Annotated in this window: 9 protein-coding genes; 5 read left to right on the top strand and 4 right to left on the bottom strand. The window is 62.6% G+C overall.

All coding sequences use genetic code 11. From position 1 onward, the window contains the following. Positions 1-13 precede the first annotated feature (13 nt). The 4 genes from AC1RT2_RS03210 to phnE (AC1RT2_RS03195) are packed head-to-tail and all read left to right on the top strand — an operon-like array spanning position 14 to position 3,422. A complete protein-coding gene (locus tag AC1RT2_RS03210) occupies positions 14-928 on the top strand; it encodes a phosphate/phosphite/phosphonate ABC transporter substrate-binding protein (RefSeq protein ID WP_493099415.1) in 915 nt (304 codons plus the stop codon). Next, entirely contained in the window at positions 925-1,746 is an 822-nt protein-coding gene (phnC, locus tag AC1RT2_RS03205) for a phosphonate ABC transporter ATP-binding protein (protein WP_493099413.1), read from the top strand. The genes AC1RT2_RS03210 and phnC overlap by 4 nt, the downstream gene beginning before the upstream one ends. Next, a complete protein-coding gene (gene phnE / locus AC1RT2_RS03200) occupies positions 1,746-2,573 on the top strand; it encodes a phosphonate ABC transporter, permease protein PhnE (protein WP_493099411.1) in 828 nt (275 codons plus the stop codon). The genes phnC and phnE (AC1RT2_RS03200) overlap by 1 nt, the downstream gene beginning before the upstream one ends. A gap of 9 nt (positions 2,574-2,582) precedes the next feature. Then, positions 2,583-3,422, top strand: coding sequence for a phosphonate ABC transporter, permease protein PhnE (phnE, locus tag AC1RT2_RS03195; RefSeq protein ID WP_493099409.1), 840 nt, complete (start codon positions 2,583-2,585; stop codon positions 3,420-3,422). Positions 3,423-3,652: 230 nt separating this feature from the next. Here the strand turns inward: phnE (AC1RT2_RS03195) and AC1RT2_RS03190 are convergent, their stop codons facing one another. The 3 genes from AC1RT2_RS03190 to AC1RT2_RS03180 form a co-directional block, all read right to left on the bottom strand. Next, positions 3,653-6,856: an efflux RND transporter permease subunit gene (locus AC1RT2_RS03190; RefSeq protein WP_493099407.1), complete on the bottom strand. Its 3,204-nt coding sequence runs from the start codon at positions 6,854-6,856 to the stop codon at positions 3,653-3,655. A gap of 128 nt (positions 6,857-6,984) precedes the next feature. After that, a complete protein-coding gene (locus AC1RT2_RS03185; protein ID WP_493099405.1) occupies positions 6,985-8,175 on the bottom strand; it encodes an efflux RND transporter periplasmic adaptor subunit in 1,191 nt (396 codons plus the stop codon). Between the two features lie 58 nt (positions 8,176-8,233). Next, a complete protein-coding gene (locus AC1RT2_RS03180) occupies positions 8,234-9,031 on the bottom strand; it encodes an alpha/beta hydrolase fold domain-containing protein (RefSeq protein WP_493099403.1) in 798 nt (265 codons plus the stop codon). A 142-nt stretch (positions 9,032-9,173) separates the two neighbouring features. On the opposite strand from AC1RT2_RS03180, the gene AC1RT2_RS03175 reads away from it, so the two are divergent. Further along, the gene (locus AC1RT2_RS03175; protein WP_493099401.1) at positions 9,174-10,088 is read left to right on the top strand and encodes a LysR family transcriptional regulator; all 915 of its coding nucleotides are present in this window, start codon (positions 9,174-9,176) and stop codon (positions 10,086-10,088) included. Positions 10,089-10,151: 63 nt separating this feature from the next. Here the strand turns inward: AC1RT2_RS03175 and AC1RT2_RS03170 are convergent, their stop codons facing one another. Next, positions 10,152-13,109 carry a calcium-binding protein gene (locus AC1RT2_RS03170; protein WP_493099399.1) on the bottom strand — a complete coding sequence of 986 codons (2,958 nt, stop codon included), beginning with the start codon at positions 13,107-13,109 and terminating at the stop codon, positions 10,152-10,154. Between the last annotated feature and the right edge of the window lie 56 nt (positions 13,110-13,165).

Genomic DNA, 13,165 nt, shown 5'->3' with positions numbered 1-13,165 from the left:
TTGGGAGGAAAGAATGACTGTTCTGAAACGTACTGTGGCCGGCCTGGCAACTCTGGGTGCGGTGATTGCCTATACGACGTCGGGTGCCCTTGCAGAGGAGTGCAAGAACCCCGATACGCTGGTCTTCTCCATCATTCCGACGGAGGAGACGACGCAGGAGCTCGACATCTACAAGCCCCTGCTCGACAAGCTGAAGGAAAAGACCGGCAAGTCCGTCGAGTTCTTCATGCCGACGTCCTACGCCTCGGTCATCGAGGGCATGGTCAACGGCTGGGTGCAGATCGGCGTGCACGGGCCGAACTCCTATGTGCTTGCCAGGGAGAAGGACCCGAACCTCGAGGTCTTCGCCACCTATACCAAGACCAAGGGACATTTCCAGGAGGAGGGGCCGGGCTACCGTGCGGTGCTCGTCGTACCGGCAGGCTCGAAGTTCGACAGCATCGAATCCCTGAAAGGATCCGTCGTCGGCCTCGCCGACCCGGCCAGCACCTCCGGTAATCTCCTGCCGCGCATGGTGTTCGGCGAAAAGGTCGGCACGGGTCCGGAACTGGAGAACTACTTCTCCAAGGTCGTCTATACCGGCGGGCACGATCAGTCGGCGCTGGCGGTCAAGGAAGGTCGCGTCGACGATGCCTTCGTCGCGACGCACCGTCTCGACAACGTCATCGACCGTGGGCTCGCCAAGAAGGATGACTTCCGGGTGCTCTGGCAGTCGGAGATCATTCCGCAGGACCCGATGGTCTATCGCAGCGATCTCTGCGAGCCGCTGAAAGCCTCCATCCGCGAAGCCTTCCTGACGCTGCATGAGGACGCGGCGGCAAAACCGTTCTTTGATGGCATCGCCTCAACGAAGTTCGTCGCCATGAAGGACAGCGACTACGACATCATCCGCAAGCTGGTCGCAGCCGAAAAGGCAGCGAGCCAGTGAGACACGAAAAGAACATCGTCGAGAGCCGCGCGTCGCGCGGCTCCATGGCTGAAACGGTGGCGTCCATGTCGATCCTGCAAGTGCGCAACCTGAAAGTCAGCTACGCGGCCAATGGCCCGCAGATCCTCAAGGGGATTGATTTTGCTGTGGATGGCGACGATTTCTGCGCCGTCATCGGACCGAGCGGCGCCGGAAAGTCGACGCTGATCCGCTGTATCAACCGGCTCGTCGAGCCGACGGAAGGCGATATCTTCCTGTTCGGTCAGTCGGTGCGGCCGCTGCACGGGACCGAACTGCGCCACCTGCGCCGGCGCATCGGCATGATCTTCCAGGAGTTCAACCTGGTGAACCGCATGTCGGTAATGGACAATGTGCTGTCGGGCAGGCTCGGCTATACCGGCGCCTTCCGCAGTTTCTTCAAGGCCTTTCCGCGCGAGGATATCGACCGGGCGCTGCACCTGCTCGAAAAGGTTGGCCTGCAGGATCATATCGACAAGCGGGCGGATGCGCTTTCGGGCGGCCAGCGGCAGCGCGTCGGCATTGCCCGTGCGCTGATGCAGAAGCCGGAAATCCTGCTGCTCGACGAGCCGACCTCGGCGCTCGACCCAAAAATCTCGCGCGACGTGATGCGGCTGATCCGAGAGCTTGCGACGGAGTTCAAGGTGCCGGTCCTCTGCAACATCCACGATGTGCAGCTGGCGCTTGAGAGCTGCAACCGGATCATCGGCATGCAGGACGGCTACAAGAAGTTCGACGGTCCGTCGAAGGGCATGCGCAAGCAGGACCTCGACGAGATCTATGCGATGGAGGTGCTGTGATGAGCCTGGCGCCCGCTTCCGTCTCCGAGCACGGTTTTGACACCTGGCTCGCCCACAAGCGCAGCCGCCGCACGACGAACTGGCTGATCGTGGCCGCGACTGTCGCTGTGCTTACCTGGTGCTTCTGGGACACGATCATGTTCGACACCGACTGGGCACGCATGGGCGGTGCCCTCGGCATCGGCGGCACGCTCGAACGCTTCTTCTGGGTCGACTGGTCGCTTGCGCCGAAGCTCCTCGTGCCGGCGCTCGAAACGCTGATGATGGCGACGCTCGGCACCATCCTCGGCTGCGTACTCTCGCTTCCCGTTGCCTGGTTCGGCGCGGCGAACGTCACGCCGAGCCGGTATATCCTCTATCCGCTCGGCCGCTTCCTGATGGTGCTGTCCCGCTCGATCCACGAAATCATCTGGGCGCTGCTCTTCGTCGGCGCCGTCGGTCTCGGGGCCTTGCCCGGTGTCCTTGCCGTCGCGATGCGTTCCATCGGCTTCATTTCGAAAATCACCGCGGAAGCGATCGAGAACATCGACCCGAAACCCGTCGAGGCGATCCGTGCCGTCGGCGGCAACCAGTTCCAGGTGATGTATTACGGTATCGTGCCGCAGATCCTGCCGGTCATCATCGGCACCATCATTTTCGAATGGGACATCAATATCCGCCGCTCCGCGATCATGGGACTGGTGGGTGCCGGTGGCCTCGGCCTCGTCTTCTTCCGCCAGATGGCAATGTTCAATTATGGCGGCGTGACGCTCGTGGTCCTTGCGGTCCTCGCCCTCATCGCGCTCGGCGAGGTGGTCTCCCATTTCGCCCGCAAGGCAGTGATCTAGGAGGTGGCAATGGCACTCGTATCGACACATCGCATCCCCACCACGCAACGCCGCTGGTCGCGCTGCCGCCACCCGCAATCGACGATCCGCTTCGCCGTACTGCTGGCCGTCCTGGCATTCCTCGCCTGGTCCGTCGCCTTCCTCAACATCGACCTGGCGCGCATTCTGGGCGCCTTCCCGCGGCTGGTGGAAATCCTCGCCACCCGCTATTTCCCACCGGACATGAACTATATTTCCGATGCGGATTTCATCCGCTCGGTCATCCGCACGCTCGAAATGTCGCTGCTCGGAGGGTTCTTCGGGGTGGTCTTCGCCATACCGTTTGCCTGGCTTGCCGCGCGCAACATCACCATCAGTCGGCGTTTTGCCTATCCCTTCGGCCGCTTCGCCATCATGGGCAGCCGCTCCATCCACGAGACGATCTGGACCATCCTTTTCGTCACCGTATTCGGTTTCGGCATGCTGGCGGGCACGATGGCACTCACGGTCTTCTGCATTGGTTTTGCCGGAAAACTCTTTTCCGACGAGATGGAGGCGATCGACATGGGGCCGGTCGATGCCATGCGCTCGATCGGCGCCAGCCCGCTCCAGGTCTTCCAATATGCCGTCGTGCCGCAGGTCCGCGTCGCCTTCACGGGCATTGCGATCTACACGTGGGACGTCGCCTTCCGTGCGGCAACCGTCGTCGGCTTCTTCGGCGGCGGCGGCATGGGCTGGTATCTGAAACGCACCACGCAGCAGCTCGAATCCACCCGCGTTGCGGCGATCCTGCTGGTCATCATCGCCCTTGTTCTGATGGCGGAAATCGGATCCGGATGGCTGCGGCGACGGATTTCCAGAATGCGATAGCGGCGGATGGGTGTTTGCTTCACGATCCGCCGCACAGACTCGCCTACCCGTCGCCACGAGCGTGTCCGGTAAAAGCCCCTCGTTGTCGGCCTCCGGTTCACCGGTATCGCCTCCAAGCGACCGCGGAGTGAAAGGCGGCGACGGGGACCATGATCCGACATCCAATCGGTATGGCCGAATTCCCGTCGCACACCCGGGGCGGAGTTAAAGTTACACCGCCCCGCTGTCTCCTATGCGGAATGCGTGGCCTGGGTTTCAACCGGCTGCGCGTCCTCGAACGTCGACTTCCCGTGCTGCACGAGCGGGCGGTTGCCGGCGAGCCGGCGTAGCAGCACGTAGAAGACCGGCGTCATGAAGATGCCGAAGAAGGTGACGCCGATCATGCCGGAGAACACGGCAAGACCCATGGCAGCGCGCATTTCGGCACCGGCACCCGTCGACAGAACCAGCGGCACGACGCCCATGATGAAGGCCATGGAGGTCATGAGGATCGGACGCAGGCGCAGACGGCTTGCCTCGATTGCCGCCTGGACCGGTGTCCGTCCCTCGAATTCGAGCTCGCGCGCGAATTCGACGATGAGGATGGCGTTCTTCGCCGATAGCCCCACCAGCACCACGAGGCCGATCTGGGTGAAGACGTTGTTGTCTCCGCCGGTGTACCAGACCCCGGCCAAGGCAGCGAGCACGCCCATCGGCACGATCATGATGATGGCGATCGGCAGTGTCAGGCTTTCATATTGGGCGGCCAGCACCAGATAGACCAGCAGCAGTGCGAGCGGGAAGACGAAGATGCTCGAATTGCCGGCAAGGATCTGCTGGTAGGTGAGGTCGGTCCACTCGAAGTCGATCCCGGCCGGCAGGGTTTCCGCAGCGATCTTTTCAACGGCCGCCTCCGCCTGCCCGGACGAGAAGCCCGGTGCCGGCCCGCCGTTGATGTCGGCGGCGAGGAAGCCGTTATAGCGCGTGGTGCGCTCCGGGCCCGTCGTCGCATCGACCTTCAGGAGGGCTGCAAGAGGGATCATCTCACCCGTCTGCGAGCGCACCTTGAGCTGACCGATGTCCTCCGGCTTGGCGCGGAAGGCGGAATCGGCCTGAACGCGCACGCTGTAAGTGCGGCCGAAGGCGTTGAAGTCGTTGACGTAGAGCGAACCGAGATAGATCTGCAACGTCTCGAAAACATCCGTCACACGCACGCCGAGCTGCTGGGCCTTGGAGCGGTCGAGGTCGGCATAGAGTTGCGGCACGTTGATCTGGAAGCTGGAGAACAGGCCCGCCAGTTCCGGCGTCTGGTATGCCTTCGCGAGGAACGCCTGGGTCGCCTCGTTGAGTGCGCCATAGCCGAGGCCGGCACGGTCTTCGATCTGCAGCTTGAAGCCGCCCGTCGTGCCGAGACCGTTGACCGGCGGCGGCGGGAACATGGCGATGAAGGCGTCCTGAATGCCGGCGAACTTCTGGTTCAGCTGCATGGCGATCGCCCCGCCGGAAAGCTCCGGTGTGGTGCGTTCCTCGAACGGGTCGAGTGCAGCGAAAACGATGCCCGAGTTGGAGCCGATCGTGAAACCGTTGATCGACAGGCCTGGGAAGGCGATGGCATGGGCAACGCCCGGCTGTTCGAGCGCAATCGCACTCATCTTCTTGATGACCTCTTCCGTGCGGTCGAGCGTGGCGCCGTCCGGAAGCTGGGCAAAGCCGATGAGATATTGCTTGTCCTGTGCCGGCACGAAACCGCCCGGTACGGCGTTGAACACCGCGTAGGTGGCACCGACGAGCGCGAGGTAGACGGCCATGACCAGCGACTTGCGCGAGACGAGACCGCCGACGCTGCGGCCGTAGCCATTGGATGCTGCACCGAAGAGCCGGTTGAAGCCGCGGAAGAACCAGCCGAACAGGCCGTCCATCACGCGTGTCAGCCAATCCTTGGGCGCATTGTGCTCCTTCAGCAGAAGGGCTGCCAGCGCCGGCGACAGGGTGAGCGAGTTGATGGCCGAGATGACGGTCGAAATGGCGATCGTCAGCGCGAACTGGCGGTAGAACTGGCCGGACAGGCCGCTGATGAAGGCGAGCGGCACGAAGACGGCGACAAGCACCAGCGCAATCGCGATGATCGGGCCGGACACTTCACGCATGGCCCGGTAGGTCGCTTCACGCGGGCTGAGGCCGTTCTCGATGTTGCGCTCGACGTTTTCGACGACGACGATCGCGTCGTCGACCACGATGCCGATCGCCAGCACGAGGCCGAAGAGAGTGAGCGCGTTGATCGAGAAGCCGAAGGCATACATCACCGCGAACGTGCCGATGATGGAGACCGGGACGGCGAGCAGCGGGATGATCGAGGCGCGCCAGGTCTGGAGGAAGATGATGACGACGAGAACGACGAGCGCGATGGCTTCAAGCAGCGTATCGACGACCTTCTCGATCGAGGCGCGCACGAATTCCGTCGTGTCGTAGACGATCTCGTACTTCACGCCCTCGGGCATGGCGATCTGGAGCTGGTCCATGGTCGCACGCACATTGTCGGCGATCTCGATGGCGTTCGAGCCGGGCGCCTGGAGCACGGCGACGGCAACGGCCGGTTCGCCGTCGAGCAGCGAGCGCAGCGAGTAGTCGGCCGCGCCCATTTCGATGCGTGCGACGTCCCGGAGGCGCGTGATCTCCCCTTCCGCACCGGCCTTGACGATGATGTTGCCGAATTCCTCCGGCGTGCGCAGGCGTCCCTGGGCGTTAACGTTGAGCTGGAGGTTCACATCGTTCGATACCGGCGAGGCGCCGATGATGCCAGCGGCGGCCTGGACGTTCTGCTCGCGGATCGCGTTGGAAATGTCGCTGGCGGCAAGGCCGTGTTCGGCCGCCTTCTGCGGGTCGATCCACACGCGCATCGCGTAGTCGCCGGCGCCGAAGACCTGTACCTGGCCGACACCTTCGATGCGGGCGAGGCGGTCCTTGATGTTCAGCGTCGCATAGTTGCGCAGATAGGTGATGTCATAGCGATCCGTCGTCGAGACGAGGTTCACCACCATGATGAAGTCCGGCGAACTCTTGACGGTGGTCACGCCGAGCGCGCGAACTTCCGCCGGCAGGCGGGGTTCGGCCTGCGACACGCGGTTCTGAACGAGCTGCTGTGCCTTGTCCGGGTCGGTGCCGAGCTTGAACGTCACGGTCAGCGTCAGCACGCCGTCGGATGTGGCCTGGCTGTTCATATAGAGCATGTCTTCCACACCGTTGATCTGCTCTTCGAGCGGTGTGGCGACGGTTTCGGAAATGACGACCGGGTTTGCACCTGGATAGGTGGCGCGCACGACGATCGACGGCGGCACGACCTCCGGATATTCGGAAATCGGCAGTGCGCGCATGCCGATCAAGCCTGCGACCACGATGAGGATCGATAGTACCCCGGCAAAGACCGGACGATCGATGAAGAAACGGGAGATGTTCATTTCGGTACCCTCTCCAAAGGGTGAAATACGGGACGAACGATCCTGTCCGGCGGGCTCAGGCACCGCCGGCAGATATCGAATTTCTGATGTTCGGGGCAGGGCGCGTCAGCGCCCTGCCAGCCCGCGCGTTACTTCGCGGAAGCGACGTTTTCCTGCGTCTGCGGGTCGACCACGACGCCCGGGCGGATGCGCTGCAGGCCGTTGACGACGATGCGATCGCCACCGGCAAGGCCGCTTTCGACGACGCGCTCGTTGCCGGACAGGCTGCCCAGAACGATCGGCCGGTAGGTGACCTTGTTGTCCTTGTCGACGACGAAGACGAACTTCTTGTCCTGGTCGGTGCCGATTGCCTTCTCGCTGACGAGAATCTTGCTTTCGGCCCGCGGCTCGCCCATGCGGATACGCACGAACTGGCCGGGGATCAGCTTGCCGCCCGGATTGTCGAAGACGGCGCGGACGGAAATCGTGCCGCTTGCCGCATCCACTTCGTTGCCGATGAGCTGCAGCTTGCCGTGTATCGGCGTGCCCTTATCGGCGAGCGTGCCGACCTCGACCGGGATCTGCTCGATCGGTGGAAGCGCGCCATCGGTAGCCGGCAGGGCAGCGAGTGCGGCGGCAACGATTTCTTCGGCCACGTTGAAGCCGGCATAGATCGGATCAACGGAGACGAGCGTGGTCAGCGCAGGCGAAGTCGAGCCGCCGGCGACGAGGTTGCCGGCAGTGATCTCCACCTTGCCGGCGCGGCCGGCGACCGGAGCGCGGACATTGGTGTAGCTCAGCTCGAGCTTTGCACCGTGCAGGGCGGCCTCGGCCGTCTTGAGCGCGGCGCGTGCTTCGGCAAGCGCGTTCTGGCGCGTGTCGACATCGCTTTGCGAGATGCTGTTGCTGCGGGCAAGCCGCTCGCCACGTTCAAGTTCGGTCGTGGCGAGCTTTACGCGGGCTTCCGCCGAGGCAAACTGGCCCTCGGCCTGTGTCACCGCGGTCTGGAAGGGCTCCGGATCGATGGTGAACAGCAGGTCGCCCGCCTTGACGAGCGCGCCTTCGCGGAAGTTTACCGAGAGGATGGCGCCGCTGACCCGCGAGCGGATCTGCACGCGGTCGATCGCCTCCAGCCGGCCGGAGAATTCCTGCCAGGTGACGACGTCACGGTTTTCGACGACCGCGACGGTGACCGGCACGGCAGGTACTTCGGCCGTCACAGTTGCTTCGGCCTGGGCGACATTGCCCGGCAGTTGAAAGATCAGGGCTGCGGCAGAAACAGACACAGCCAGTCCCAGGCCGGCGCCCGTCAGGGCCCAGCGTTTGCGCTTCGACATCATTTTCTCTTCTCCTTGTGGCCGTCTAGGCCACGCTCTATCCGCTTGTTCTCAATTTAAATCAGTGAATGCTTATGTCTTGAATGAAATCGGAAAACTGGCTTGAGAGGCTTTGTTTCCAGCTTCCGGTTACATCGGATTTCCCGCTGTAAATTGAAGACCAGCCTGTTCCGGCGGGAAGAACATGCTGTTGAACCTTGACACCCGCCGCCTTCAGGCGGTCGGCATAACCTTGCGCTTCGTCGAGCAGCGGATCGTCCGCAGCCGACAGCACGAGGGCAGGTGCGAGCCCCGAAAGGCGCGAACAGAGGCTCGGGGCGGCATAGGGGTGGCAGACGCCGCCGCTTAGGTAGTGGCTCCAGCCATCGGCCCAGCGCTCGCGCATGCCGATCGTTTCGGCATTGCGGAAGGACGCTGTGCCCATGAAGGGATCGAGCAGCGGCGAGATCAGCACCTGGCCGTCCAGCTCGTTTGCGAAGTGGTCACGGGCCTTGAGCGCTACGCCGGCTGCGATGTTGCCGCCGGCTTCCTCGCCGCCGATGAGCAGCGGCGATTTGCGGTCGCCAAGGCCGGCGCGCTTCTTGGCGAGATAGGAAAAGATCGAGAAGCCTACTTCCAGCGGTTTCGGGAAGACACCGCCGCCCGGCGCGTTGTAATCCGGCACGGCAACGATAGCGCCTGTAGCCGCCAGGGCTTCGGCGAGCGGGCAGGGGCTGAGACCCGTTTCAAGAAAAGCGCCGCCGTGGAAGTAGAGCAGGATCGGCGCGCCCTTGGCGAACTCCGCGCCCTGATAGACGCGCACCGACACGGGGCCGGTGGCCACCTTGTCGAACGTCATATCCTTGATTTCTACCGACATCGTTTTGTTCCTTGAGCCAACTGTATATAGGCTGGTCCCTCACCATTTATATCGTGAGTGGCCTCACTAAAATAAGTATGCCAAAACTGACTTCACTATCCGGATTTTCGAACAATAGCGCCTTCCAACGTGGGAATGTTCCATGGATCAGCTTTCCGCAATGCGTGCCTTCCTCCGCGTGGTGGAGACCGGCAATTTCACCCGGGCCTCTTCGGCGCTCGGCATGCCCAAGGCAACCGTGAGCAATCTCATCCAGAATCTCGAGACCCATCTCCAGACCAAGCTCCTGAACCGCACCACCCGCCGGGTGATGGTGACGACCGACGGTGCGCTCTATTACGAGCGGGCCATCCAGATCGTCACCGAGATCGACGAACTGGATGGCAGCCTGTCGCACTCGCGCACCAGCCCGAGCGGGCGCCTTCGCGTCGAGATGGCGGGCGCGTTTGCGGATCTGCTGGTGATTCCGGCGCTCGGCGATTTCCATGAAAAGTATCCCGACATCCATATCGACCTGGGCGTCGGCGACCGAACGGTGGATTATCTGGCCGAAAACGTCGACTGCGCCTTGCGTGGTGGGGCGCCGGGGGACCAGTCGCTGATCGCCCGCCGCGTCGCCGAGATTGATGTCGTCGCCTGCGCGGCACCCAGCTATATCGAGACGTTCGGCGTGCCGCAGCACCCGTCGGACCTCGAAACCAGCCATCACTGCGTGAACTATTTTCTCGCGCAGACCAACCGCACCATGCCCTTCGAATTCGAGAAGGACGGCGAAAAGATCGAAGTCAACAGCCGCTACCTCGTCTCGGTCAATGACGCGCGAAGCTATCTTGCCGCCGCCCTTTCCGGCCTCGGCGTGGCGCCGCTTCCCCATTTCATGGCAACGGAGGCGCTGGCCAGCGGCCAGCTTGTACCGGTGCTGCCCGGCTGGCGATCGGAGCCTATTCCGCTCTACATCGTCTACCCGCCGAACCGTCATCTCAGCAACAAGGTCCGCGTCTTCGTCGACTGGATCGTCCGCCTCCTGGCGCAGACGCGGCTCAGCGCGCCGTCTTAGGTGCGGAACATCCGACCGCGGTGAGGCGGCCGGATGCGCTTTGCTGAAGACGGTGCCTGACGATCAAATCAGCAGGAAGTCCGACGTCGAAAGCGAGGTCACCTTGTCGAGGGTGGTGACCAGGACGGCATCGCTTTCGTTGGCCGTGCCGTCGGCGTCATACCAGAGGCGGCCATTGTCCTTCTCGAAGAAGAACTGCGCCGCCGTCCCGGTCGCCTTCAGGTCATTGCCGGAATAGAGCACCAGCTTGGAGAAGCCGAAGACATAGTCGTCGATGACAAGCTTGTCCTGCCCGCGCGTGAAGTCGGTGATCCGGTCGCCGGAACCGACGGCCTCGTCGGAGGCATAGATGAACTGGTCCGCACCCGCGCCACCGGTCAGGAGGTCGCCGTGGCCGCCACCTTCGAGTTTGTCATTGCCGGCCCGTCCGTCGAGCCTGTCATCTCCCGAGCCGCCCTTGAGCACATTGCCCGCGCTGCTGCCGAAGATGGTATCGTCTTTGTAACTGCCGGTGACGTTTTCGATGCTCACCAGCGTCAGGCCGGATGCGACACCACCATTCTTGGCATTGTTCTCAAGGTCGACAATCACCGACTGGTCTGAAACGATGTTGAAGTTCAATGTATCCGTACCAGAACCACCATTGAAGTAATCCGTGCCAACTTCATCGAGATAGCGCGTGAAAATGTCGTTGCCCGCATCTCCGTAGAGCTTGTCATTGCCTCTTCCATCAACAAGGTAGTCGTCCGCGGCACCACCCTTCAATGTATCGTTCCCGGCTGCACCATCGAGATAGTCGATTTCGACCCCACCGGTAACGGCATCATTGCCAGAGCCGCCGAGAAAATCGATGGCTTCCATGCCGGTAAACGAGGTGTTCGCGTTCACCTTGACAAGGCTGTTGCTGAACACAAACGAAACGCCGAAGGTTTCCTCGGAAAAATCGACTACGACGCGATCAGCGCCGGAGCCACCGGAAGCGTAGTCGCTGACATTCATGGTGATGAGGTCGTCGCCGCCTTCCCCGTACAACTTGTCAGCATGGGTATCTTTGATACCGCCGCTTCCCCAGATCGTATCATCGCCCTCGCCGCCGAGGATCGTGTCTGCGCCGTACCAGCCGGTCAGCTTGTCATCGCCGCCGAGGCCCTTGAGCGTGTCGTTGCCGGCCATGCCGTTGAGGTCGTCGGCGAGGTTGCCGGCGGTGATCGTGTCGTTGCCCTGGCCGGCGGAGATGTGAACCCGCTCGAAATTCCTGGCCGTGACGTCTCCATTGACGAGGGTCGCATTGGCGGACAGTGTGAACGACAGGTTCTTCGTGCTGTCGTAGCGGTTGATCCAGAGCGTATCGATGCCGGAGCCGCCATCGGCGACGAAGCGCCCGGCCGTAGATCCAGTCGCATTGTTGATGGTGACGACATCGTCACCCACGCCTCCCGTCATGCTGGTCAGCGCCGTCCCGGTGCGTGTGTCGGCCGAGATGTAGTCGTTCCCGTTGCCGCCATCGAGGTTGTTCGTGCCGCCCCCGCCGTCGATGATCCGATCGTCGCCGTCGCCGCCTTTCACCGTATCGTTGCCCGTGGTGCTGTAGAACTGATCGCTCCCCTTGCCGCCGGTCATGGTGTTGTTGCCGCTGCCGGCGTCGAAATCGACATGCAGTGCGGTTCCGGCGGAAAGCACATCGTTGCCGCTGCCGGTTTCGATTGTGAAGCTTTCGCCATCCGTGATCACCGTGCCATCCGACAGCTTTGCGGTGACGCCTGAAACGCTGAAGGTCAGATTGGTCGTCAGATCGGCGCGGTCGACCCAAACGGAATCATAGCCTTTTCCGGCCTTGATCGTGTCCTTGCCGCCGCTGCCGACGATCAGCAGGTCATCGCCGTCACCGCCATCCAGGATATCGATGCCAAGGCCGCCATTGAGGTGGTCGTTGCCGCCGAGGCCGATGAGCGTGTCGTTGCCCGACATGCCGGAAAGCGTGTCGTTGCCGCTCCAGCCCGTGAACCGGTCGGCGTTTTCCGAGCCGCTGATGTCGTAGGTCTCGAAATTGACGATGGTCGTGCCGTTGGACAAGGTCTGCTTGATCGTGGATGTTTTGGCCGTGAACGTTCCCGAGACACCGCTCAGCGCGAGCGTATCTATGCCGGCGCCGCCATCCAGGATGTCCTTTCCGTCACCCGCCCAGCTTTCCATGCTGTGCGAGATATGATCATTGCCCTCGCCGCCGCGAACCGTATCATTGTCGCCGTCGCCCCTGAGGTAGTCGTCGCCGTAGCCGCCATCGATCACGTCCTGTCCGCGCCCGCCCTGAATCGTATCGTTGCCGGAGTCGCCGTTGATCGTGTCCTTGCCGTCGTGACCGTACATATAATCGCCGCCCGCACCGCCGAACAGCGTGTCGTTGCCATCGTCGGCGGAGAGCCAGTCGACGCCGTAGCCGCCACTCATGTAGTCGTCGCCGGCGCCGCCTAGGAGGGAATCGTTGCCGTTCCCGCCGTAAAGCTTGTCGTTGCCGTTCTCGCCCTCGAGCCAGTCCTTGCCGATGCCGCCATTCAGGGTGTCATTGCCGGCGCCGCCTTCGAACCAATCGTTCCAGCGCCCGCCTGTGAAGCTGTCGTTATAGGCGCTACCGGCCAGCCTGAAGCTCTCCACGCCGGTGATGGTGGCGCCGAAACGAACGCCTGACAGCACCGGGTCGAAGGCGGCGAAGGAAACCGCACTGGCGGAAGCGCTGAGATTGATTTCGAGTTCGTCGAAACCGAGGCCGCCATCGATCCGGTCGCCTGACAGTTCCGCGACGCTCATGGCACGGATCATGTCATCGCCGGTACCGGCATTGATCGTATCCGCGCCCAGGCCACCGGTGATCGTATCCACACCGGAACCGCCATTTAGGGCGTTCTTCCCGGCATCGCCATAAAGCGTCTGGTTGCCGACGCCCGGGATCGTGTAGCCGAGGGCCTCCAGACCGAGCGCATGCGTTAGCTGCAATGGCGTGATGAACTTCGAAGTATTGCTCATGCTTTCCTCGCAAACGGGTTTCCACGCCATCGGGCGTGTGCCGATTGCTAGTCGGC

The sequence above is a fragment of the Shinella sp. GW821-FHT11G07 genome (assembly GCF_058808115.1).
This window is presented reverse-complemented; position numbering and strand designations above follow the sequence as displayed.